This is a genomic window from Clostridium isatidis, assembly GCF_002285495.1.
GTDB classification, from domain to species: Bacteria; Bacillota; Clostridia; order Clostridiales; family Clostridiaceae; genus Clostridium; species Clostridium isatidis.
Genome location: NZ_CP016786.1, coordinates 633,256 through 657,655, shown reverse-complemented (window position 1 = coordinate 657,655; position 24,400 = coordinate 633,256). Strand labels below are relative to the sequence as shown.

Genomic DNA, 24,400 nt, shown 5'->3' with positions numbered 1-24,400 from the left:
AATTATTCTTAATCTCAAGGTAAATTATACCTTATTATTTTCTACTAGACTATTTTACTACAATATGTAAAAATATTAATAAATACAAAATGAGGTGATTAATATGGACATTAATAATATGCTAAAAAAATATGCGTCCCTAGCTGTAAAAAAAGGAGTAAATCTTCAGAAAAATCAAGTACTTATGATAAATACTCCTATTGAATGCTATGATTTTGCTAGAGCAATTGCTGAAGAAGCCTATAAAGAAGGGGCAAAAGAAGTTATAGTGCGTTATTCTGATCAAGTCATACAAAGACTTACATTAGAAAATGCATCTATTGAAACTTTATCAAATATGCCTGAGTGGTTTTCAGAATCTTACAATAAATATGCTAAAGAAGGATGCTGTGTAATATCGATATCAGCTTCTGATCCAGATGCCTATAAAGGTGTTCCTGCTGAAAAGGTATCTGCTTATCAACAAGCTCGCTCAAAAGCCTTAAAGGAATATTATGAACTTTCAATGTCTAATAAAATACGTTGGACAGTTATATCAGTTCCTACTGAAAAATGGGCTAAAAAAGTATTTAAAGATGTTTCTACCGATGAGGCTGTAAATAAATTATGGGATCAAATTTTTAAGGTTGTTAGACTTTATGAAGAGGACCCAATAAAGGCATGGGATAAACATAATGCTAAACTTCATGAAAAGTTAAAATTCTTAAATGATCAAAAATTTAAAAGTCTTCATTATACAAATAGCAAAGGAACTGACCTTACAATAGAGCTTCCTGAAGGACATATTTGGGGAGGAGGCTCTGAATATTGCTATAATGGTTTAGAATTTAATGCTAATATGCCTACTGAAGAAGTATTTACCATGCCTAAAAGAGACGCCGTTAATGGTACTGTAGTTTCTTCAAAGCCACTAATTTACGGTGGTAATGTTATTGATAAATTTAAATTAACTTTTAAAGCTGGTAAGGTAGTTGATTTTACTGCTGAAGAAGGTTATGATACATTAAAGAAATTGTTAGAAACAGATGAAAGGGCTAGTTACTTAGGAGAAGTTGCTCTAGTTCCCTATGCTTCTCCAATATCACAATCAAATATAATTTTTTATAATACTTTATTTGATGAAAATGCATCTTGCCACTTAGCTTTTGGCGCTGCCTATCCAATAAATATAGAAAATGGAGAAAATATGACAAAAGAGGAATTACTATCAAAAGGGGCTAATGATTCTATTATTCATGAAGACTTTATGATAGGAACTGAAGATTTAAATATTACAGGAATAAATAAGGATGGAGAAAAAATCCAAATATTTTTAGATGGAAATTGGGCAATTTAATCAATATACAATAGATAATGGACAATTGACAGTTGGCAATTGTCCATTTCAATTATCAAATATTCTATCCTCTTCTACTTACTTCCTCTTCTATTCCCTCTTTTATTTTTTCTAATTTTCTTTTTAATTTATTTTTAGCTGTAATTCCCTTAAACATAATATATATTTTTGAAATTAAACCTGTGTTTTGCCTTTCTATCAAAGTTATTTCTGTCTTATTATCATTTATCTTTTTAAATTCATACCTAGAAATATAAGTATCTCCATCTACAGTACTTGTAACCTCATATAAATTATCTTTTTCATATCCTGTAACTTTTGTTATCATTTCAATTTTTGTTTTTCCAATTTGTTTTATTACTCTTGAATATGATGTTTCTGTTGGATTTTTTTTATTAAATCTAGGCATTTCTCTTTTATTTATATCAATAAAAACTTTAAATACCTTTTCAATTGGATAATCTATTATAATTTTACTGCTATAGCCTTTCATAGTCTTCTCCCCTTTAAAATTCTATTATATTTATACTAAAAAATTATATGCTATCTAACTATATAAATTATAACATTTACATAAGAAATAAGCTAAGAAATATTTAAGATATAAATAAAAACTACAAAAAAGAAGAGCTCAGCCACTCTTCTTTATAAAAACATTCTCTATTTATTATTAATTATATTATATCTTTTTATATATCTACATTTTCTTTTCTAATCTTTTTCTTATTTCTTTAATAAATTCTTCTGAATTTGTAATAGTAATATTATCAAGATCTGAAATCATAGCTAAATCCTTAGTCATATAACCTTCATCTATAGTCTGAATTGTTGCTTCTTCTAATTTATTTGCAAAGTCTACTAAATCCTGTAACTTATCTAATTCTCCTCTTTTTCTTAAAGCTCCAGTCCAAGCAAAAATAGTTGCTACAGAGTTTGTTGAAGTTTCTTTTCCTTCTAAATGTCTATAATAATGTCTTTGAACCGTTCCATGAGCTGCCTCATATTCATAATAACCTTCTGGTGAAACTAAAACTGAAGTCATCATTGCAAGAGAACCAAAGGCTGTTGCAATCATATCACTCATTACATCTCCATCGTAATTTTTACAAGCCCAGATATATCCACCCTTTGACTTTATAACTCTTGCTACCGCATCATCTATTAATGTATAAAAATATTCTATATTAGCCTTTTCAAATTTCTCTTTATATTCATTATCATATATTTCTTGAAAAATATCTTTAAAGGTATGATCATATTTTTTGGATATTGTATCTTTTGTTGCAAACCATAGGTCTTGTCTTGTATCTAAAGCATAATTAAAGCAGCTTCTTGCAAAGCTTTCTATTGATTTATTTAAATTATGCATTCCTAACACTATACCAGCATCATTGAAATTATGAACTAATTCCTTAGTTTCATTTCCATTTTCATCAGTATAAACTAATTCTACTTTTCCTTTTCCAGGTATTTTCATTTCTATATCTTTATATACATCTCCATAAGCATGTCTAGCTATAGTAATAGGCTTTTCCCACCCTTTAACATAAGGTTTTATAGATTTTACTGTAATTGGTGCTCTAAACACTGTACCATCTAAAATTGCCCTTATAGTACCATTAGGACTTTTCCACATTTCCTTTAAGTTGTATTCTTTAACTCTTGCGGCATTGGGTGTTATTGTTGCACATTTTACACCTACACCATATTTCTTTATTGCTTCTGCTGCATCTATAGTAACTTTATCATCAGTTTCATTTCTATTTTCAAGTCCTAAATCATAATATTCTGTCTTTAGATCAATAAAAGGATTTAATAATTCCTCCTTAATCATCCCCCAAAGAATTCTAGTCATTTCATCTCCGTCCATTTCAACTAATGGTGTTTTCATTGCTATTTTATTCATTTTTTTGCCCCCATTCTATAAATTTTTAAGTTTATTATATAATAAATGAAAGATTATTACAACAATCTTTCATAATTTTAAAAAAAAGAAGCTCTATAAAAGCCTCTTTTCTAAAATTTAAAATTATTTATAACTTATTTGTCAAGCTCTGTATATTCAACTTCAATCACTTCAGTTATTGAATCATCAATTATATTTGAATTAGATTCAATTAAATCTATATCATCATCCTTTGAATTATATTTCATCTCATTTAAGTATTTATTTCTTTTCCTTTCAATATATCTCTTTATTATGAATATTAAATACAAAACTAATATAAATGGTAATAGCCAAACTAATATTTTTATAGCTAAATTTAATATTATCCACAGTACTAATATTCCACTCATAATATATAATCCTGTCTTAAATCTATTATTCATATTAACCCGCCTTTTTATTTTATTGGTAATTATATTATAACATAGCTAAATATCTTTTCCAATATAAGATAATAAATATTTTATTAAAAGTTTATTAAAACCATATAATACATTTCCAATAAACATATTAATTGTATCAATAAATCAAAAAACTTATAAAATTTTTTCTTGCTCTTTACCATATTTTTTGTTATAATTTATATGTTCTTTGCCGGCATGGCGGAACTGGCAGACGCACATGACTCAAAATCATGCGGGAAACCATGTGGGTTCGAGTCCCACTGCCGGCACCAAAAAATAAAAAAATGGCTTTATCATTAAGTTTAAACACTCTTTGATAAAGTCATTTTTGTTTCCTACTATTTTTCCCACTTTCATTACAAACAAAAAAGAACTCTACAACTAGAATTCTTTTTCTTCTATTTCTTTAATAGCTGTGTATAAATCATCTTTTGAAATAATAATTTCACATATTTTTTATGTTCATGATTATCATTTTCCGTCATAACATCTAATGAGATCCAATCTTCATCTCCATAACATCTATTCTCTTCAAGTTTAAATATCTTGCTGATATCTGACAAGGTATATCCCATTTACCCATTTCATTTTTTTACGTTCTGAATAACTTATAGATATTTTTATTACTTTAGACACATTACTCCAGCCTTTCTATAAGTATATTTTCTTTAAACCTTTCTATTTGCTAATTTTAATATATTATTGAATACTATAATTCTTTAATTTTACCTGTATTAAGTATCTCATCCATTGTCATTCCATTTACTAATATGTGCATAGGGTTTATTATATTAATATTATAATCATTTTTTGTATTCTTCTTATGCTTTATTTCCCCATAACACGTAATAATAATGTTATTTTCTCTACCGTTACAGCTTTCCTTTATTATATTCAAAGTCTTTTCAAGATTATTTGCCTTAAACTCATTTCCCTCATAATAAGCTTCTGGAAAATATATATTTGTTCTATTGTATTGATTTTTTAAATTTATGTATCCCCAAAAAACCCCGTCTGTTAAACCAGTTTGCACATTATCAACATTTCCTATTACACCTCGCCAAAGTTCATTATAAGCCATATTAATTGTTTCGGCTTCCATATATGTTATCCTTTGAGAAGCTTCTTTGTCGCTTACTCCATCTTTATCTACGATCTTATTTATTGCTTTTCCAACTCCTATATTATTTATTTCACTTGTTGAAAGCTTCTCCTTAGGTATATCGGCCTCATTAAATTCCAATAGTAAGTTTTTTAATTTTCTCTTTAATGAACTCTGAATCTGAATGTCATTAGGTTTAACTTTCTTTTCTTCTTCTATTAATTTTTTTCTATTTACAACATTATTGTAGTTAATATGGTATGGGCAATTTAGCTTATGTTTGGATCCTTCTTTATTCCAAGTGCTTAAAAAATTTTTCCCATTTTTTTTAGGAGTAAACTTTATTCTTGCATCACACCCTTCTATACAAGTTAATTTACCCCTATATTTTACAATATAATCTTCCTTCTCAATATTTTTAACATTTAACCTCTTTTTCTTCGTACCATCAAAGTAATAGCACCATTCCATTCTTATTTTTGGTTTTCTACTTCTCATACTCAACGCCTCCTCAAAAATAATTATAAATATTCTATATATTAATAATAATTTACATATTCTATAAATTAGTTCTTTTTCCTTTTTACAACACATTATTTATATAGCAATTTGACTATAGTAAATTAGTTTATTATTGGTAAACATTGTAAATAAAAAATACTATTTCGCTATACTAACTACGAAATAATATCATTTCAATAACTTATTCTTCTTTTAAATTTTTCATTTGTTATTCTCAATTAATAAAAAGACATAAGGAAAACAAATTAAAATATGTGGAACTATATTTTGATAATAAATTAATCTTTTGCAAGGATAACGGTGATTATATAAACAAGAAACAATCTAATAGACGTCTAAAAGCTGCATTTAAACGTGCTGGAATAGATTCAAATATTAATTATCATAGTTTAAGACACATATTCATTACTAACTGCATTAGTAATTATATTAATTTAAAAACTGTTATGGATTGGGTAGGTCATGCTGATACAAAAACTACTATGTTAATATATGCAGAAATAAATAAAGATAAAAACATAAGAGAATATGACAAAATAAATAATATGTTTAAATAGACTGATTTAAAAATCAGTCTATTTTTAGTACTATTTTTAGTACTAAGAAAGCACTAAATAGTAAAATCCAACAATATATCAAAAACTGACAAATGCTTTAAATATCACAATTATAAGAATTAGTACAAGCTACTACATACAATAGTTTTGTTTCCCACTGCCGGCACCAAAAAAAGAAGTACAAATTTGTACTTCTTTTTTATATACATTTATTAGTTTTTGTTAGCTAGTCTTGCTCATCATTTTCTTCAGAAGACATTCCCTCTTGGTTCATATTATTTATTGATTGTACAGCTTCATTAGTTCCTGTTGTTTCCTCACTACTATCTTCAGCTGATTGTTCGGTGTTATGTTGATCTTGATCTTCAGTTCTTCCTTCATTTCCTTCTTCAATAGGATTTTGATCATTGTTCTGTGTTTCTTGATGCTGCGGATTAGTTGGTGAAGCAGGTAGGTATTCTATATCTGGGTATTGTGTAGCTGGTACAGTATCCTCATAATAATAATCAGATTGCTCATTGATTTCTTCTTCAGTAGTTTCATTTTCTTCAGTAGATTTATTTGATAATTCGTTATAGACTATCTCATAATACTTAATCTCTTCATCTATATCTTCAAAACTTTCGATAAAATCATAAAAAGGATCCAATTCTTGTATCTTTGCTTTCAATTCATTTATTTTCTCTTTCTTTAAATCTTCTTCCTTTTTATCCTTTAATATTTTATCTTCTTCATTCTGACTAATTAAATTATCTTTTTTTAATGTTAAACTTCCTTTTTCTTTAATATACTTCTCATTCATTTTCCTTGAATAAATAGTGCCTGTAACTATTACTACAGCCAAAATTAGTACATAAGCAATAACTATGGATACCTTCATTTTTATATTATAATTTAATTTATCTTTTAATTTATTAATAATGATAACAATATATTTTTTCATACTAACTACAGCACCCTTCCATTATTTACATATAATATTTTATCAAATTTCATCAATTATTACAATAATATGTAGAATAATAAGACTTTTTTGATTGATAAATTCTTAAATTATTTTATATTATTTTATAAATAACTATTTTATAAAAATGATAACTTAAAAGCAAAAAATGATATCCAAAAAAGGATATCATTTTTTAAATAAGGGGATAATTATATATTACTATATGCACTAACAACTTATTTTTATATTATCATTTATATTTGTCATTTTTGTTACAAAGGATATATTAAATTTATTTTTACTATAAAAATAAATGTTTTAGTACTTAAAATATGATAATGCATATGTATTTTTTTAAATCCTATAAAAGAAAATATAGGATATATAGATTAAATATATCATTGCTGCGCCTAATAGCAGCCAAAGAACTAAATTTATGACTTTTTTTATTTTTTTGTCCATCCTTCTCTCCTAGCTATTATAATATTTTATCGCCTTATTTAATAATGCTACAGTTTCTACAGGAGCTTTTCCAATAGAAGTTTCCCCAGCTAATAAAAAACCATCTACATTATTTTTTAAGAAATAATAAATTCCCTCAATTTCATTAATATTAGGACATTGTCCATTTTTCATACTATTTAATAATCGGGTAGCAACTATAATTTTTTTATTATTAATTTTAGCTTTCTTTATTGCAAGATCTTGTAGCTTAACTGCCTGAAGAATTCCGGCTTCAGGTACTAAATCACCTCGCCCTAATACAATTGTATCTACCTTATTAAAAATTTCATCTAAATTATCAATTCCCTTTGGCGTTTCTACCTTAGCCCAAATTTCAATTTTACTGCTGCCTTGCTTTTTAATAATATCTTCTAAAATTTCAATTTCCTTTTGACTCTCAACAAAAGACTGACATATTATATCTGCACTATTCTTTATAGCCCATAAAGCATATTTTTCATCTTCTTCACTTAATATTGGTCGCCTAATATTTAAATTTGATAAGTTACATCCCTTCCCTGATCTAATAATACCTCCCTTAAGTACTTTTGCTTTAATAATACCATTTTCCTTTGATATTATCTTAAATTTCATAGTGTTATCTTTTATTGATATTGCTTCAATATTATTTTCTTCTATCTCATTTGTTTTTATATTTAATGGTATTATTTTATTATACTGATATTTAGAAATATCTATTTTCTTATATAAATCTTCTCCGCAAAAATATATTTCTTGATTATTATAAATTTTATATATATATTTAAGTTCTTTAGATACTCTAATTTTCTTTCCACATAAATCCACTAATATTTTTATATTTTTATTAATATTTCTTGCTTTTACAATAACTTTTTCAAAATCATCTTTATTAAAGTGAGAACAATTAAACCTTAGTATATTTATGCCATTTTCCATAAGTTCTTTAATAATCCACTTATCTAAAGTTTTAGGTCCAACTGTTGCAATTATATACATATTACTCTCCCATATATTATTATTAATTATTTTTACTACACTTCTATTTGATTTATTACATTTTCCTTTAGTTATTTTATTCATAAGCTCAGATTATTGTTCTATTTTTATATGTAAAAGAATAATTATTTATATAAACCATTTTGGAGGGTACTATGAAAAAACTTATTTCTTATATAGTTATTTTGATTATTCCTTTATTATTTGTATCTTGTAATATAAATACAGCTCAATATTCAAAACCAAAAAATAAACCAAGCCTTGACTATTATACAAATGAAATATATAGAAGATTAATGAGTAATGAAGAGTATAAATTAATAGTTTTTGACATGGATTTCTATGTTTCCTATGATGTCAACGAAAATGAACATAGCATTCTACCAGAATTTTTTGATGCCTTAAAAACAGAAAATTTTGAAGCAAAAACAGAAATAAATTCTTCTCCTAAATTTAAATTAATAGTAGAGTTTAGTGATTTTAAATACATAATAAATATCTATGATGAAGAAGTTGTTTCTATTTATCCTTGGGATGGCATCTATGAAGAAGATATTTTATCCATGGAAGACATCCCTGATTACTATAATTTATATAAGTTCTGTGAATATATAAAAAAAGTAGCAAAAGGCTTTGAAGGATAGAGCTTCAAAAGCAATTCAAAATGTAAAATTCAAAATTTATAAAACAATTCAGCTTTGCTGAATTATAAAGAAAAATCCTCTGGCTTTGCAGAGGATTTTTCTTTAACTGTTAATTATTAGTCGTTAATTGTTTTTGCTCTTCTAAAATTTTAGAAATTCTTTTTCTACTTAAGGGATTAATAGCATTAGGAGCTATTTCATTTAAAGGTTCTAAAACAAATAGCCTTTCTTCCATCCTTGGATGTGGAATAGTTACGTCTTCATCTGTTGTTATTATGTTTTCAAATAAAATAATATCTAAATCAATAATTCTTGGTCCCCATTTTATAATTCTTTCTCTTTTCATATCTTTTTCAATATTTAAAAGCCTTGTCATTAACTCCTTTGGACTTAAAATAGTTTTAATTTCTATAGCAGCATTTTTAAAAGTATCTTGTTCCTTATATCCCCAAGGTTCTGTTTCTATTACAGAAGATATTTTTGTAACTTTAATTTCTTTACATTCCTTTAATTTATTAATAGCTATTTTAATATTATTCTCTTTATCTCCTATATTGCTTCCAAGACTTATGTAAGCAGTATTCCATCTTCTTTCTATTTCCACTGCAGCATAGTTTAAATGTCTTCCAATAGGTGCCCAAGGTTTTTTTAATAATACTTTTATTCCTTTAACTAAATTGTAGTTAAATAATACATATTCTGCTATTTTTTCAGCTGCAGTTTCTATTAGATCATAACTTTCCTTTTGAAATTCCTTTTCTATCTCATGACATAGTTCTCCATAATGAACTGATTTAGTTAAATCATTGTTTTTTGAAGCCTCTCTAAGATTTAATTCTAATTCAAGAGAAAGAATAAACTTTTGCCCTAAGGCTTTCTCTTCTTTAAAAACTCCATGATTAGCGAAAATTTCTACATCCTTTAAATACAATTTATCCATTAAACTACCTCTATTTTTTTATTATTTTATCTGTCATTAAAGCTGCTCTTTTGTTTTCAAGAACATCATGAACTCTAATCATATGGCAGCCTTTCATTATTCCTATTACAGTTGTAGCTAAAGTTCCTTCTAATCTTTGATCTACTGGAAGATCTAAGGTATATCCTATCATTCTTTTTCTTGAAGCTGCAAGAAGAACTGGATAACCTAATGCAACTATTTTTTCTAAGTTATTCATAACTTCTAAGTTTTCTTCATAGTTTTTTGCAAAGCCAATTCCGGGGTCTAATATTATTTTATCTTGCTTAATTCCAGCCTTTTTAGCTAAATCAATACTTTCATACAGATCTTCTAATAAATCTCTCATTAAATTTTCATAAGGTCTTTCATCACGATTATGCATCAGGATACATGGTACATCATATCTAGCAATAATCTTTGCCATATTTTTATCTTTTTTAAGACCCCAGACATCATTAACTATATCTGCCCCAGCCTTTATAGCTTCTTCTGCAACTTGACTCTTATATGTATCAATAGAAATTAGAACATCTAACTCTTTTTTTATTGCTTTAATTATAGGAATAACTCTATTAATTTCTTCTTCTGCTTCTACATAAGTTGCTCCTGGCCTTGTGGATTCTCCACCAATATCAATAACATCTACTCCTTCTTCAACCATTTCCTTAGCTCTTTTTAATGCTGCTTCAATATTATTATAAATACCGCCATCTGAAAAGGAATCTGGTGTAGCATTTAATATTCCCATTATATACGTTCTCTTATTAAAATCTAATACTTTATTTCCTATCTTCATCCTAACCTAACCCCCCGTATTCTAATTATTAATATTTTATAGTTTTATTTTTCTTATCTTCAGACCATTTACATAAATCTCTAGCATCACAATTAAAGCAATTTCTTGAAAATTTATCAGCATTATAAATAATTTTTGACAAAGAATTTGAATTTTCCTTTCTATGATCGATTATGCATTTTACAATCATATCTTTATCTTCTTCCGAAAAGTCTAAATCTTTTAATATAAGCTTAGCAACTTCAGCACTTGCTAGATTATGAGGAATGCCTTCCCTATACTCCTTTACTCTCCCTATATCATGCAAAAGGGCTATTGCATAAATTACTTCTTTATTATAATTTAGTCCCTTTTCTAATACTTCAATATAAGCAATCCTTGCTACATCTAAAAAATGAATTAAAGAGTGCTTACAAAAAATTCTCTTTTCTTCTAACTCTTTTAATTCTTTTAATAGCTTTTTGTATTTAGGATGATTTAATATTTTATTTACCCTTTCCATAATATCCCCTTTTATTTTATTAAATCTAATACTTCTTTTCTTAAATTAAAATCTTCCTTAAAACAGCCTTTAAATGCTGTGGTTAAGGTTTTTGCACCTGGTTTTTTTATTCCCCTCATAGCCATACACATGTGCTCTCCTTCTATTACAACCATAACACCTTCTGCATCTAGATAATTCATTACTGCATTTGCAATTTCATTTGTCAATCTTTCTTGCAGCTGAGGTTTTTTAGCATAAATTTCAACACATCTTGCTAACTTTGAAAGTCCAACTACCCTTCCTTTTGGAATATATGCAATATGAGCCTTACCATAAAAAGGTACTAAATGATGCTCACACATCGAAAAAAAAGTAATGTCCTTTTCTAATACTAAGTTGTTTTCATCCACTTCAAAAGTTTTTGATAATTCTTTTTCTGCATTCGCATTCAAACCAGAAAATATTTCTTCATACATTCTTGCAATTCTATCTGGTGTTTCAATAAGGCCTTCTCTGTTTATATCTTCACCAACACCTTCTAAAATTAATTTAACTCCTTCAATTATTTTTTCTTTATTCAAGGCCATTTTCCTCCTCATCAATCCATTTGTATATTCTAAACAAAATTATTTAAAATTCATTAATTAGTATTAAAAATCCTTTTATTATGTTAAAATACCTTTAATGAATTGATTATATCATAATACAAAAAAAGATTAAAATAATTATATAAACATTAATTGAAAGGAGATTATTAATGTTTCTTTGTGATTTACATATACATTCTACCTACTCTGATGGTAGATACCTCCCTAAAGATATAGTTAAAATGGCAAAAGAAAGAAAACTTGATTTCTTTTCCTTAACTGATCACGATACCCTTTCTGGGATAAATGAAACCTCAGAAGAAGCTGAAAAACTTAATATTAACTTTATTCCTGGAATAGAACTATCTACTGAACATAAAGGTGAATCTATTCACGTTTTAGGTTTTTTTAATAAAGAATCTTACAAGAATGAAGAACTAAATAAAATACTAGAAGAATTTAAAGCTAACAGAATTGCAAGAGCTTATAAAATTGTAGAGAATTTAAAAAAATATAATGATATAGAAATTGATGTAAAACATGTTTTATCTTATGGAAAGGATACTATTGCAAGACCTCATATAGCTAAGGCAATTATTGATGCCGGCTATCCTTACGATCATGACTATATTTTTAATAACTTCATTGGTAATCATTGTCCTGCCTATATACCATCTACTAAAATTACTACCAAGGAAGGAGTAGGATTACTAAAAAAATATAATGCAATTGTCTTTTTAGCGCATCCAGTCCTAATAAAAAAATCTCCAATAGAAGAATTATTAAAGCTCGGATTTGACGGTATTGAAGCTATTTATTATCAGAATAAAGATATTGACACTATAAGATTTATCAATTTAGCTAAAGAAAATAATTTGTACATATCCTGCGGTTCTGATTATCATGGAATTGAAAATGATACTAGACATGGTAATGTAGGAGATGTAATAATTCCTCAAGAGGAACATATATTAAAAATGCTAAGCTGGACGAAAGAGATAATTTAAAAGGAGCACTTGTAAAAAAGTGCTTTGCACTTTTTTGCATAGCCCCCATTTTATTTGCTATTTTTATACCTTATACCTTTTTATTCTCATCTTCTATTCTTTTTAGGTCATCTCTATACCACTTACATTCAGTGGTTGGATTATTAAGAATACCAAGGGCCACAAGTATTGTTAAAATAGCTGTTGTTATAGTTTCATATTGCTCTGGAATTATTTCCATTCCCAAAGTATTTAAAACCATTGGAATTAGAGCAAATATTGAAACCCAAAATCCATAGTTTTTAAATCTACTTGTATCTATTTTCATTTTCTCGCCCCCTCTTCTTGTATATTATATTCACAAGTATTAAAATATGTGAAGTAAAAATAAAAAAGGTTGTCTTTTTGACAACCTTTTTTATTTTTATTCTTCTTCTAGGAAGGCCTTATAGCCTCTCATTGTTTCATATACATCAAACTTGCTTGAAACTTCCCATGGTGCGTGCATATTTTGTAGAGCAACGCCACAGTCTATAACTTCCATATTATATTGAGCTAATATATATGCAATTGTTCCGCCGCCGCCTTGATCTACTTTACCCAGCTCACCAGTTTGATAATCCACATCGTTTTTATCCATTATATTTCTTAACCAAGCAATATATTCTGGATTAGCATCATTACATCCTGATTTTCCTCTTGCACCAGTATATTTGCTAAAGACAATTCCTTTTCCAAAGTATGCAGTATTGTTCTTTTCCAAAACAGATGGATAATTTGGATCATAAGCCACTGTAACATCTGAAGATAGCATTTTTGAATTAGCTAAAGCTCTTCTTAATTTTAATTCAGAATATTCACCTATATTATCCATAATTTCTGCTACTGTATTTTCAAAAAATCTTGAATACATTCCTGTAGCTCCAACACTGCCTATTTCTTCTTTATCTACTAATAAAACTACAGAAGTATATTTAGTTTTACCTAAATCTAATAATGCCATTAAAGAAGTATATGCGCAAACTCTATCATCTTGACCATAACCTATAACCATGCTTCTATCTAAGCCATAATCTCTTGCTCTTCCTGCTGGAACTACCTCTATTTCTGCTGAAACGAAATCCTCTTCTTCAAAATTATACTTTTCTTTTAATATGTTTAATATATTTGCTTTAGCCGCATCCTTTTCTTCTCCAGTTAAAGGGATACTTCCAACTAAAAGATTTAAATCTTCCCCTTCTATTACTTCACTAGCTTTCTTTTGTTGCTGTTTTCCAGCTAAATGAATTAATAAATCCGAAATACCTATAACCGGATCACTTGGATCCTCTCCTATTACTACATTAATTTTAGTGCCATCTTTTTTTATTACTACTCCATGTAATGCTAAAGGTAATGCAACCCATTGATATTTTTTAATACCACCATAATAATGAGTTTCCATCATTGCCAGATTTGTATCTTCATATAGTGGACGTTGTTTTAAATCAAGTCTTGGAGAATCTACATGAGAACCGACAATTCTCATTCCCTTTTCTATAGGTTCTTCTCCTATTAAGAATAATGCTAAAGATTTATCTTTATTATTAACATAAATCTTATCTCCAGCTTCTATTTTCTCATTATTTTTTAATATTTCATTAAAATCTTTATATCCTAGAGCTTTTGCCATTTCGATACTTGTTAAAATACATTCTCTTTCAGTTTTACACATTGAAAGAAAGTCAATATATCCATCACAAAATTTAAATAGCTCTTCTCTTTTTTCTCCTTGATACTTTTCCCAGGAACTTTTCCTATCCTTATTTTTCATTTTTAAGCCTCCTAATAACAAATAAACTTTATCTACTATAGTATACTATCCATTCTTTTTTCAATTATATCTACTGCTGTCACATCTGACATTAAAGAATGTCTGTAATTTACTGCTGCTGCTTCAATTATAACAGCAATATTTCTACCAGGACGCACTGGTATTCTTAACTTTTTAACCTTTACACCTAAAATCTCTTCATATTCGTTATTCAGCCCTAATCTATCATAATCTCCATCATCTTTCCAATGTTCAAAATGCATTAAAATATTAATTTCTTTTTCTGGCGAAATAGAACTTAGCCCATAAAGAGATGCTACATCTATTATTCCTATTCCTCTAACTTCAAGCATTCCTATTGTTATTTTTGGAGATTTTCCTATTAATTCTCCATCAATTTCTCTTATATCTACAGCATCATCTGTCACAAGTCTGTGACCTCTTTTAATTAATTCTAATGCTGTTTCACTCTTTCCAATTCCACTTTCGCCTGTTATTACAATACCTACACCATATACGTCTACTAATACACCATGAATTCTTGTTTCAGGCGCTAATTGTCCAGCTAAATAAATAGTTAACATACTTATAAATTTAGTTGTTACTAAATTAGTTCTAATTAACCAAACATTATTTTTTCTAGCTGCATTTAACATTTCACTATGAGGTTCTAAATCTCTTGTTATTACTATACATTTTAAATTAAAGCTAAAATACTTATCTATCCTTTTTCTTCTTAGCTCCATCCCCATATCTTCTAAAAAACTCCATTCAGCTTTTCCTATAACCTGAATTCTTTCAGGAGCAAAGTAATTATAAAATCCAGATAATTGCAGACCAGGTCTATTAACGTCATTAACTGCAATTTCTATATTCTTTTTACCTTCTACTAATATTTCCATATCAAAATCTTTTATTAATTTTTCAACAGTAACTGACAATTATATCACCCTTTAATTTTTCTTTTTTAATTCAATATTTTCTAAATGCGCCTTTAGGCTCCCTTTAATGTTATCTATATATATTCTTCTTAACTTTTGTTGTTCAGCTTTTTCTATATCATTTAATCCTTCTTCTTTACTTTTTTTTGCTAGTTCATTTATTCTTTTAATTACTTCATCTATATTTATATTTTCGTAATTCATCTTCAATTTCCTTTCGTTTTTTTAAACTTCTTATTTTATTTTACCTTCTATTTCCGACAATATCAACTTATTACATTAATAATAATTGAAAATATATTGTATTAATATTTCATGTAAATTTATATCATTTCAATTTTCCTGTTTTTTTGTAAAATTTTGTTTGTATTTGTTTTACATTTTTGTTTTACATTTTTATACTATTTGGTATAATATTGTTATACAAAGAAGCAATTTGTAAATATATGGAGGTAAATTAAAATGTCAAATAACTTTAAAAGAAAAATACTAATACGTAAAAAGTTACTTAACTTTTTATTAGTATTTCTTTCTCCAAGAAATAAATTTATTTTATTTCTTTCACAAGATTTAGACAAGCTTATTACAAAATCCCAAAGAAAAGCTTATAATAGATACTTAAAGAAAAAATCAATGAATTTATATCTTAATAAAGTTGCATAATTATTGTTTTTCTTTAACATATAAATATGATATTAATAATGAAGAACATATTAGTTCTTTATTTTTACATAAAAAATACCTCAGATTAGAGGTATTAATTTTATTCTTTTATTTTATTAAATATTCCTTTACTAAATCTTCAATTGAAATATCATTTGAATAATCAGTAAACAATGCAAAAAATTCCATTGTTTCATAATTAGATGGATCAATTTGAACAGCCATAACTTCTCCTGATATATCTAATTCTTCAACAACTTCTTCAATAATATCTAATACCTCATCATTAGCATAGTCATATAGATAAGGTAAGAAGGCTTCTTTATACCATTCTATACTTCCCTCTTCATAATCTGTTGTTTCATTAGCATAACTTTTAGCCGCATCTAAAACATCTTGGTCAAAATCAAAGTAAAATCTAATTAAATATAAATCTTCCTCATTTCTTAATTCTTCAATATCATCTAAATAGTTTTCAGATAAAATATTTAAAATTTTATTATAATCCATATTTCTTCCCCCTAAATTAATACAATAACTTTTTATACTCTTTTTTTACTGCTAAAAACTCCTTATCATCTTCAACCAAATTTAATTCTTCTTTTCCATTTACAATATCTATTCTAAATACATATAAATCCTCAGAATTTTCATCTAAAGGTGCTAGAAGCAGATATTCTTGTTCTTCTAAGAATATTCTAGCAACAGCCTCAAATTCAACAACATTGCCTTCCTCATCTAAAAATTTCATTATTTCTACTTCATTATTATTTATATTCTTCTCTTCCATTTTTTTCTCCTTTTTTATTATGTATTAATTATTTTATATCGAATTAAATATTTTTACTAGTATATTATATAAAAATATAATTCTCTATATAAAATTATTTATTCATTAATATTATTTAATAAAACATATTATTTTTCAACCTTATCAATTATTAATATAATTTATATAAAATTATAGAACACCTACTAAAATTATAATTATATAATATATAGAATATTAATTTTAGAAAGGATATTTATGTATATTAAATCTACAAAAAACCAAAATAAAAAATTATCAATCACCGTCTATAATAATACAGCTTTAATATATGAAAAAAGAAATTTAGGGAAAAGTAAATCGGAACTTACTATTGAATACTTTGATATAAGCAAAGATATTATAGAAACATCCTTACTGGTATTAGGAATTAACTACAATTTTTTAAATATTAACTATTTATGCTGTACTAATAATGAAAATAAAAATAATATTCCTAATTCATGTTTATCCTGTGAAGAACTAATACCAAATTCTATAATGATAAAAGGCAACAATTATAATTGTAGAGAAATAGAAGTTTATTATTTAACAAAAAATATAAATTGGTTAAGCAGTTATGTAATAATATTAGAGAGAGAAACTCTAAATATAAAATCTTGGTTTAATTTGATAAATAATTCAGGAATCGATTATTTAAATGCTGAAATTAAATTTGTAGCAGGAAATGTTAGACTACCACAAGAAAGTTCCATAATTGCCTACAAAAGTTCAGCCATTGAAACTATCAACGTAACTGTTGAAGAGCTTGGTGATTATTATTCTTATAAATTACCAGATAAGTATGACCTGAATAACAACACATTAAAGAAAATTAAAAACTTTTCTGCTTTCGATATTTCTTATAATAAAATTTATGATTTTGGATATGCCAAACTTGTGGCTGACATAAAAATAAAATTTTTTAATACTATTGAAAATAATCTAGGTTTTACTCTTCCAGCTGGAGACGTATATTTTTATGAAAGTACTGATAATAAACTTGAATTTCTTGGAGGAAATTCAATTGAAAACATAGGAGAAAACAGAGAAGTTTCATTAGTCATAGGAGAAGCTTTGGATGTAACAGCAAAAAGAAATATTCTTGAGCATATAAGATATAATGACTACACTCTAAAAAAAGTACAGTTTATTATTACTAATACTAAAGATGAAAATGTTTTTGTTACTATATCAGAAGCTATATATAGCCCGTGGCAGATGGAAAGCTCCAGTGATAATTTTATTCTTGATCCTAATGGAAATCCAATTTTTGAAGTTCTTGTTCCTGCTAATTCAGAGAAGAAAATTCTTTTTACTTATCGATACAATATAAATAATTAACAATAAATAAAGATTGCGAAACAATCTTTTAGTTTACAGTTTATAAGGTGCAGTTCACAGTTAAGGAAGAAACTACTACGTAGTTTCTAAAATTATATTTCTATAATCTCTTTTAGAGATTATAAATATTATAATTCAGCTTAAGCTGAATTATTTCCTAAACTGTACACTGTGAACTGTACACTGCACACTAATAAAGATTGCTTCGCAATATTTTATACTTATGTCTTATTACACTTTAAATATATTTACTGCTAAATCTAACTTCTCTGTACTCTCTTTTGCTTTATTAGAATTAACTAAGGCTTCTTCAGATTTATTTCTTGCCTCTAAAACTTTATCTGTTATATTAGTTATTCCCTTACTTCCTTCAACTGCTGCATGAGCAACACTATTCATAATATCAGAAATATCTTTAATAGAAGAAAGTAGTTGACTTGATATTTCATCAAATTCCTTAATAATTTTATCTATCAATACACCATCATTTTTATATGTCTCTGTTACCGATAACATACTTGAAAACTCATATTGCAAATCATTATCCATAAATTCAACTAAAGCATTAGAACTATTTATCAAAATATTAACAGCAGAAGATATGTCTTCTCCTGTTTCTTTTATTTTTATCACAGATTCCTTAGAAGCTTCTGCTAATTTTCTAATTTCTTCCGCAACTACTGAAAAACCTCTTCCTGCCTCTCCTGCCCTTGCCGCTTCAATTGAAGCATTTAGAGCTAAAAGATTAGTTTGTTCTGTTATCTCTATTATTATTTCTGATAATTCATATATTTTATTAATTACCTTTGTTTGTTCTATTGCCTTTTGTAATGTTATTTTAGAAGCACTCATAAGCTTATTAGTATTTTCTAAGCCTAAATTTACTAAGTTTTTATTATTTAAAGCCCTATTACTTATCTCACTTGCTATAATAGTTCCTTCATTTGCCTTATTTGAAATAAATTCTGCTGCCTTTTCTATTGATTTGATTGAATTTTCTATTTCCTGAGCAGATGCAGAGGTTTCTTCCATAACTGCAGTTATCTCTTCGGAAGTTGAGGCAATATTTTCAAGGCTTAAATTTAAATCATAAATATTATTATTAATATTTTTCACAGATTCTTCAGTATTCAAACTTTCTTCTTTAATGCTTCCTATAAGATTAGCTAAAGATTTTTTAACATTATTAACATACTTTAAAATAATTCCCGATTCATCTTTTCTATTTAATAATTTAGCATCAATTTCACCAGTAAAATCCCCAGTTGAAATTAGCTTCATTTCAGAAACAGCATATTTCAACGGATTTATAATATTACTACTAATAGCTGCTGCAATTACTCCACCGATAATTAATACAGCTCCTATAATAATCAATAACACAAATATTAAATCATTTATCGCTTTTTTATTATCTTCCTTTAAATTTTTTGCCAAATTATCACTGTGTTCAGCCATTTGATTTAATTTATATCTTATTCCTTGCCCAAAATTCAACTCTAATTCGTTCATCTTTTCCTTTGCCAAATTAATATCACCATTCATTGCAAGGTCAATAACTTTATTTTGTTCATCTATAAAAGTATTTAAATTACTTTCTAAATTTATTGCTGCTTTTCTAGTCTCTTCATCAATATATATTTTTTTAAAAGATTGAAAATTAGCTATAAAGTCCTCACTATATTGTAAATACCTCTCATATTCTTTTTCTTGGAAATCTTTATCCTTATTATTTAAAATAATTTTAAATAAACTAATTTGCATATTTCTTTCTTCATTTATTGAATTATTTAAATTAACTACAGAGGAAAAATTACTATCATACATTTTTTCCATTCTCAAATCAGCTTCTTTAATCTGATATATACCTACTCCGCCGATTACTAAGATCATAGCTGATAGAATCGAAGATAAGATTATTATTTTGCGTTTAACATTTAAATTTTTCATAATGGCTGCCTCCTATCTATATGTTCTAATTTAATTATCCTATAATTATTTTACTTAGTCAAAATAAACCTAAAGATTACAAAAAAATTTTAATAAAATAAAAACTTATATAAATTTAATAAAAAAATGTAAGTTCTTATCAATTAGATAATAACTTACATTTTTAATTGGTACTTTTTATGGAATAAGTTCTAATAATCTTTTATAGCTAATTCTATTATAAGCCCTTCTTTAATAGATTTTTGCACATCTATTACCCTTTGATTACTAGAGCCTCTATATTTTAAACTAATATCTCTTTTATCAATTTCAAATCTTCCATCAATTAGTACATCTGTTTGTAATAAAATTTTTCTTTTTTTCTCATCCTTAATTATTTCTTCATACAAATATCCCGACCAAATCCAAATAGGTTTAGCAACTTCATTTTTTATCCTTTTTAATAAATTATATAAATCATCATCTTTTGTTTGATCCATTGGTTCTCCACCTAGAATATTAACACCTCTAACATTAGGATCTTTAGTATATTTAATAAACTCTTCTTCTATTTCCTTAGTCCATTTGTTTCCATAATTAAAATCTTGTAAATCTTCATTAAAACAACCTATACAACCATTTGTACAGCCACTTACAAAAAGAGTTGTTCTTACATTTGGTCCATTACTTACATCATATTTTCTTATTTTTGCATAGTTCATTTATAAACCCTTCTTTATTATAAATTTATAAAATACTAATTTCTTTTTATAAATGTTAAATTATAAATGAAGAACTCTATCTCCTATTTCTGCTGTTCTGCCTTTATTCCAATAATTTGTTCCTATATACCCACAAGTCCTTCTCATAACCTGCATTTCACTTTCATCTCTATTACCACAAGATGGACAATACCATTCCAGATTTTCATCAAGTTTTATTTCTCCCGTATATCCACATGAATAACACACATCTGGTTTAGTATTTATTTCTGCATATTGTATATTATGATATATGTAATTAATTACTTGTTCGATCGCTTCGAGATTTCTTGTCATATCAGGAACTTCAATATAAGATATACATCCGCCAAGGCTTATATTATGGAATTGTGATTCAAATTTTAACTTACTAAAAGCATCTATTTCCTCACAAACATGAACATGATATGAATTTGTATAGTATAGCCTATCTGTTACATTTGTAATAATTCCAAACCTACTTCTATCTAATTTACAGAATCTATATATTAAATTTTCTGCTGGAGTACCATATAAACTAAAGCCTAACCCAGTTTCTCTTTTCCATTTTTGACAAGCTTCATTCATATAATTCATTACATCTAAAGCAAACTTTTCTCCTTCTTTTGTTGTATGGCTTTTTCCAAGCATTGCTTGAACCATTTCATGTACTCCCACATATCCTAAAGATAAGGTTGAATAACCATTTTTAAGAAGTTCATCTATCTTTTCACCTTTCTTAAGTCTAGCAATTGCTCCATGTTGCCAATGAATTGGGGATACATCAGAAGTAGTTCCAAGTAACATATTATGTCTTATTAAAAGTGCTTCTTTACAAAGTTCAAGTCTTTGATCTAATATCTCCCAGAATAAATCTATATTACCTTTAGCAATAATACCAATTTGAGGTAAATTTAATGAAACGACTCCTTGATTAAATCTTCCATACCACTTATAATTTCCATCACTATCTTTCCAAGGACTTAAATGAGATCTACATCCCATTGGCGGAAAAGTATTTCCTTCATAATTCTTTCTCATAATTTTAGCAGATTGATAATCAGGAACCAGCCTTTTAGCAGTACATTGGGCTGCAAGTTTTGTTATATAATCATATTTTCCACCTTCTAAACAGTTATGCTCATCTAAAAGGTATACTAATTTAGGAAAAGCTTCTCCTATTTCTTGCCCCCTATAGTTTTTCATTCCTTCTAACCTTTGCTTTATCATTTCTTCGCAGATTAAGGCCATTTCCTCTTCATAAGGATGACCTTCTTCTATTTCTAAATAAATTGTACTAAAAGGAGATTGTCCATTGGTTGTCTGTAAGGTAGATAGTTGATATCTTATTGTTTGAACTCCATCCTTTAATTCTTTTAATTTCATATCCTTTGCTAAGGATCTAGCTAGTTCATCATCCATATTTTTATCTTTAAATATTTTATAATACTTTTCTTCTGTAATTTTTAAGAACTTTGCTAAATGTTTTATTGTAATACTTTGACCACCATATTGATTACTAGCAACCTGTGCCATTATTTGGGTAGTTACAGTACAGGCAGTACTAAAAGATTTTGGTGATTCTACAAGTTTATCATTTATCACCGTTCCATTGTTTAACATATCCTCTAAATTTATTAAACAGCAATTAAAAATGTTAGATAAAGTATAATCCATATCATGCCAATGTATTGCCCCTTCATCATGAGCTTGTACTATATGCGCAGGTATTAATCTCCTTCTGGAAATATCCTTTGACACTTCCCCTGCAATAAGATCCCTTTGAGTTGCTGCTATAACTGAGTTCTTATTAGAATTTTCTTTCATAACATCTTCATTAGTCTTATTTAAAAGATTTAAAATACTTTCATCTGTCGTATTTGTATTTCTTTTAAATTCTTGAACAGCTCTATAGCCCTCGTAAGCTTTTGCAGTTACTGCTTGACCGTAATAAACTAACCTATCATAAACATAAGATTCAATTTTATGTATAGTTGGAATTTCTTCATTATTTCTAAAATATTTTTCTGCATCGTTAGAAATATTAATTGCTATATCTTCCAAAAATATTCCGCTTCCATACTTCATAGCTTTTAAAATTGCTTCTTTTATTTTTCTTTTATCAAACTCTACCAGGCTACCATCTCTTTTAATAACTTTCATTCCCAAATTTATTCCCCCAATATAAATTTTTCTAATATCGTAGTAAATTATACACTAAAAAATAATGCACTGCATTTTATAAAAATCTCATTTTCCTTAAACAATTCTATACAATTCCTTTTTTCTCTATTTACTATGATTTTTCACTATAATTAATAAAATTTTCCTATATATATTGCATTAGAATTTCACACAATACAATATATAGTATAAAAATAAAGACAGTATCCTTTAGCCAAATCCCATAAAATACTGTCTTATTTATAAAAATATATAATTAATTATCCCTAGTTAGCTTTATAATAATATCCTTATAATCAGGATATAATTCTAATAATTCCTTTCTCCCAAATAATTCAAAATCTTCATATGTAAAAGCTGGGGCAACCATGCAACCAACTAAAGAAAACCCTTCTTTATTCGTCGCAGAACCAAAAATAGAACCCTTTTCGACTAATATTTGAGGAACTTCTCCCTCTTCTATATTAAGTCCTAATTTTTTTTCAACTAATTTTCCCTTTTCATCAATAATATAAATTGTAAGAGCTTCTCCATCATGATAATACCATAATTCATCAGACTTTAACCTATGAAAATTTGAAACTTCTCCACTTTTTAATAAAAAATATATACTACTGTATAGTTTTTTATTTTCTTTAGCTTCATCCTCTGCTAAATAGCTTTGCTTAAAATATCCACCCTCAATATGATTTTCTAATCCTAATTTCTCTATATAATACTCTGCAGTCTTCATATCAATTATTAATATCTATCCTCTCTCACTAAATATTGATTTCCATCTTGATCATAGAAGGTGAATATTGAACCATAAGGCATCTTCATAAGCTCATCAACTTTAACATTCTTTTCTTTTAGTTTATTATAAGTTTCATCTATATTATTTGTGCTTAGTAAAACTGAAGGATGACCAGTATTAATATCTGGATTTTGAGCTTTCATCAGCTTCTTTTCATATAAAACAAAAGTTGTAAATTCATCTTCACTTGGTCCAACCTCTAACCAAGTCATATTTGGTCCCATTGGATTTTCAGCTTTAACAACAAAACCAACTTTTTCTGTCCAGAATTCCTTTGCTTTTTCTTGATTTTCAACATAAATAGTTATTTTTCCTATTTTATTTATCATATTTATCACTCCTTTATTAATTAATTTCTCATCTTTATTGTATCTTATATTTACACATTTATTAAGTATTTATTTGATATCTTTGAAATACATGAATA

At 26.8% G+C, this 24,400-nt stretch carries 28 protein-coding genes and 1 tRNA gene; 7 read left to right on the top strand and 22 right to left on the bottom strand.

All coding sequences use genetic code 11. The features are described 5' to 3' along the window. Positions 1–103: 103 nt before the first annotated feature. Complete coding sequence (locus tag BEN51_RS03135; protein WP_119864639.1) at positions 104–1,336, top strand: aminopeptidase; 1,233 nt, start codon at positions 104–106, stop codon at positions 1,334–1,336. A 64-nt stretch (positions 1,337–1,400) separates the two neighbouring features. On the opposite strand, the gene BEN51_RS03130 is transcribed toward BEN51_RS03135, so the two are convergent. The 3 genes from BEN51_RS03130 to BEN51_RS03120 form a co-directional block, all read right to left on the bottom strand. After that, positions 1,401–1,829 (bottom strand): SRPBCC family protein, encoded by a 429-nt coding sequence (locus BEN51_RS03130; RefSeq protein WP_119864638.1) that lies wholly within the window; start codon positions 1,827–1,829, stop codon positions 1,401–1,403. Positions 1,830–2,033: 204 nt separating this feature from the next. Then, the gene (locus BEN51_RS03125) at positions 2,034–3,242 is read right to left on the bottom strand and encodes an NADP-dependent isocitrate dehydrogenase (protein ID WP_119864637.1); all 1,209 of its coding nucleotides are present in this window, start codon (positions 3,240–3,242) and stop codon (positions 2,034–2,036) included. A 134-nt stretch (positions 3,243–3,376) separates the two neighbouring features. After that, positions 3,377–3,667 carry a hypothetical protein gene (locus tag BEN51_RS03120; protein WP_119864636.1) on the bottom strand — a complete coding sequence of 97 codons (291 nt, stop codon included), beginning with the start codon at positions 3,665–3,667 and terminating at the stop codon, positions 3,377–3,379. Positions 3,668–3,877: 210 nt separating this feature from the next. Here BEN51_RS03120 and BEN51_RS03115 point away from each other — a divergent pair. After that, positions 3,878–3,960, top strand: a tRNA-Leu gene (locus BEN51_RS03115). Positions 3,961–4,086: 126 nt separating this feature from the next. On the opposite strand, the gene BEN51_RS13785 is transcribed toward BEN51_RS03115, so the two are convergent. Together BEN51_RS13785 and BEN51_RS03110 are read right to left on the bottom strand one after the other, a co-directional pair. After that, complete coding sequence (locus tag BEN51_RS13785; protein WP_164704082.1) at positions 4,087–4,263, bottom strand: hypothetical protein; 177 nt, start codon at positions 4,261–4,263, stop codon at positions 4,087–4,089. 134 nt (positions 4,264–4,397) lie between these two features. Continuing rightward, positions 4,398–5,288: a hypothetical protein gene (locus BEN51_RS03110; RefSeq protein WP_119864635.1), complete on the bottom strand. Its 891-nt coding sequence runs from the start codon at positions 5,286–5,288 to the stop codon at positions 4,398–4,400. Between the two features lie 278 nt (positions 5,289–5,566). Between BEN51_RS03110 and BEN51_RS03105 the strand changes: the two genes are divergently transcribed. After that, positions 5,567–5,869, top strand: coding sequence for a tyrosine-type recombinase/integrase (locus tag BEN51_RS03105; protein ID WP_236906248.1), 303 nt, complete (start codon positions 5,567–5,569; stop codon positions 5,867–5,869). A gap of 226 nt (positions 5,870–6,095) precedes the next feature. On the opposite strand, the gene BEN51_RS03100 is transcribed toward BEN51_RS03105, so the two are convergent. Beyond that, a complete protein-coding gene (locus BEN51_RS03100) occupies positions 6,096–6,812 on the bottom strand; it encodes a hypothetical protein (protein WP_119864633.1) in 717 nt (238 codons plus the stop codon). 474 nt (positions 6,813–7,286) lie between these two features. Beyond that, the gene (locus tag BEN51_RS03095; RefSeq protein WP_236906247.1) at positions 7,287–8,381 is read right to left on the bottom strand and encodes a pyruvate kinase; all 1,095 of its coding nucleotides are present in this window, start codon (positions 8,379–8,381) and stop codon (positions 7,287–7,289) included. 71 nt (positions 8,382–8,452) lie between these two features. Here BEN51_RS03095 and BEN51_RS03090 point away from each other — a divergent pair, with 71 nt between their 5' ends. Continuing rightward, on the top strand, positions 8,453–8,941 hold the full coding sequence (locus BEN51_RS03090) for a DUF4883 family protein (RefSeq protein WP_119864631.1): 489 nt from the start codon (positions 8,453–8,455) through the stop codon (positions 8,939–8,941). Positions 8,942–9,050: 109 nt separating this feature from the next. On the opposite strand, the gene folK is transcribed toward BEN51_RS03090, so the two are convergent. Genes folK through folE form a run of 4 tightly spaced genes read right to left on the bottom strand, consistent with a single transcriptional unit; the run spans position 9,051 to position 11,769 of the window. Further along, a complete protein-coding gene (gene folK, locus BEN51_RS03085) occupies positions 9,051–9,881 on the bottom strand; it encodes a 2-amino-4-hydroxy-6-hydroxymethyldihydropteridine diphosphokinase (protein WP_119864630.1) in 831 nt (276 codons plus the stop codon). A 10-nt stretch (positions 9,882–9,891) separates the two neighbouring features. After that, positions 9,892–10,698 carry a dihydropteroate synthase gene (folP, locus tag BEN51_RS03080; RefSeq protein ID WP_119864629.1) on the bottom strand — a complete coding sequence of 269 codons (807 nt, stop codon included), beginning with the start codon at positions 10,696–10,698 and terminating at the stop codon, positions 9,892–9,894. A 28-nt stretch (positions 10,699–10,726) separates the two neighbouring features. After that, positions 10,727–11,200 (bottom strand): HD domain-containing protein, encoded by a 474-nt coding sequence (locus BEN51_RS03075; RefSeq protein WP_119864628.1) that lies wholly within the window; start codon positions 11,198–11,200, stop codon positions 10,727–10,729. An 11-nt stretch (positions 11,201–11,211) separates the two neighbouring features. Beyond that, positions 11,212–11,769, bottom strand: a complete 558-nt coding sequence (gene folE, locus BEN51_RS03070; protein WP_119864627.1) for a GTP cyclohydrolase I FolE — start codon at positions 11,767–11,769, stop codon at positions 11,212–11,214. 170 nt (positions 11,770–11,939) lie between these two features. Between folE and BEN51_RS03065 the strand changes: the two genes are divergently transcribed. Continuing rightward, positions 11,940–12,776: a PHP domain-containing protein gene (locus tag BEN51_RS03065; protein ID WP_119864626.1), complete on the top strand. Its 837-nt coding sequence runs from the start codon at positions 11,940–11,942 to the stop codon at positions 12,774–12,776. A gap of 70 nt (positions 12,777–12,846) precedes the next feature. On the opposite strand, the gene BEN51_RS03060 is transcribed toward BEN51_RS03065, so the two are convergent. The 4 genes from BEN51_RS03060 to BEN51_RS03045 all read right to left on the bottom strand — a co-directional run bounded on the left by BEN51_RS03060 (position 12,847) and on the right by BEN51_RS03045 (position 15,713). Continuing rightward, entirely contained in the window at positions 12,847–13,083 is a 237-nt protein-coding gene (locus BEN51_RS03060; protein ID WP_119864625.1) for a phage holin, read from the bottom strand. Positions 13,084–13,179: 96 nt separating this feature from the next. Continuing rightward, positions 13,180–14,568 (bottom strand): aminopeptidase, encoded by a 1,389-nt coding sequence (locus tag BEN51_RS03055; protein WP_119864624.1) that lies wholly within the window; start codon positions 14,566–14,568, stop codon positions 13,180–13,182. Between the two features lie 35 nt (positions 14,569–14,603). After that, the gene (gene hprK / locus BEN51_RS03050) at positions 14,604–15,509 is read right to left on the bottom strand and encodes an HPr(Ser) kinase/phosphatase (RefSeq protein ID WP_119864623.1); all 906 of its coding nucleotides are present in this window, start codon (positions 15,507–15,509) and stop codon (positions 14,604–14,606) included. A 12-nt stretch (positions 15,510–15,521) separates the two neighbouring features. Beyond that, positions 15,522–15,713: a DUF896 domain-containing protein gene (locus BEN51_RS03045; protein WP_119864622.1), complete on the bottom strand. Its 192-nt coding sequence runs from the start codon at positions 15,711–15,713 to the stop codon at positions 15,522–15,524. 258 nt (positions 15,714–15,971) lie between these two features. Here BEN51_RS03045 and BEN51_RS03040 point away from each other — a divergent pair, with 258 nt between their 5' ends. After that, positions 15,972–16,172 carry a hypothetical protein gene (locus BEN51_RS03040; RefSeq protein WP_119864621.1) on the top strand — a complete coding sequence of 67 codons (201 nt, stop codon included), beginning with the start codon at positions 15,972–15,974 and terminating at the stop codon, positions 16,170–16,172. 108 nt (positions 16,173–16,280) lie between these two features. Here BEN51_RS03040 and BEN51_RS03035 read toward each other — a convergent pair whose 3' ends face one another. Together BEN51_RS03035 and BEN51_RS03030 are read right to left on the bottom strand one after the other, a co-directional pair. After that, positions 16,281–16,682 (bottom strand): hypothetical protein, encoded by a 402-nt coding sequence (locus BEN51_RS03035; protein WP_119864620.1) that lies wholly within the window; start codon positions 16,680–16,682, stop codon positions 16,281–16,283. Between the two features lie 16 nt (positions 16,683–16,698). Further along, positions 16,699–16,962 (bottom strand): DUF1292 domain-containing protein, encoded by a 264-nt coding sequence (locus BEN51_RS03030; protein ID WP_119864619.1) that lies wholly within the window; start codon positions 16,960–16,962, stop codon positions 16,699–16,701. Between the two features lie 237 nt (positions 16,963–17,199). Here BEN51_RS03030 and BEN51_RS03025 point away from each other — a divergent pair, with 237 nt between their 5' ends. After that, positions 17,200–18,324 (top strand): DUF4139 domain-containing protein, encoded by a 1,125-nt coding sequence (locus tag BEN51_RS03025; RefSeq protein ID WP_119864618.1) that lies wholly within the window; start codon positions 17,200–17,202, stop codon positions 18,322–18,324. Positions 18,325–18,555: 231 nt separating this feature from the next. On the opposite strand, the gene BEN51_RS03020 is transcribed toward BEN51_RS03025, so the two are convergent. The 5 genes from BEN51_RS03020 to BEN51_RS03000 form a co-directional block, all read right to left on the bottom strand. Further along, the gene (locus BEN51_RS03020; protein ID WP_236906246.1) at positions 18,556–20,274 is read right to left on the bottom strand and encodes a methyl-accepting chemotaxis protein; all 1,719 of its coding nucleotides are present in this window, start codon (positions 20,272–20,274) and stop codon (positions 18,556–18,558) included. Between the two features lie 191 nt (positions 20,275–20,465). Then, entirely contained in the window at positions 20,466–20,975 is a 510-nt protein-coding gene (gene nrdG / locus BEN51_RS03015) for an anaerobic ribonucleoside-triphosphate reductase activating protein (RefSeq protein WP_119864616.1), read from the bottom strand. Between the two features lie 60 nt (positions 20,976–21,035). Next, positions 21,036–23,156 (bottom strand): anaerobic ribonucleoside-triphosphate reductase, encoded by a 2,121-nt coding sequence (nrdD, locus tag BEN51_RS03010; RefSeq protein ID WP_119866560.1) that lies wholly within the window; start codon positions 23,154–23,156, stop codon positions 21,036–21,038. Between the two features lie 277 nt (positions 23,157–23,433). Next, the gene (locus tag BEN51_RS03005) at positions 23,434–23,910 is read right to left on the bottom strand and encodes a cupin domain-containing protein (protein ID WP_119864615.1); all 477 of its coding nucleotides are present in this window, start codon (positions 23,908–23,910) and stop codon (positions 23,434–23,436) included. 8 nt (positions 23,911–23,918) lie between these two features. After that, positions 23,919–24,302 carry a VOC family protein gene (locus BEN51_RS03000; RefSeq protein ID WP_119864614.1) on the bottom strand — a complete coding sequence of 128 codons (384 nt, stop codon included), beginning with the start codon at positions 24,300–24,302 and terminating at the stop codon, positions 23,919–23,921. Between the last annotated feature and the right edge of the window lie 98 nt (positions 24,303–24,400).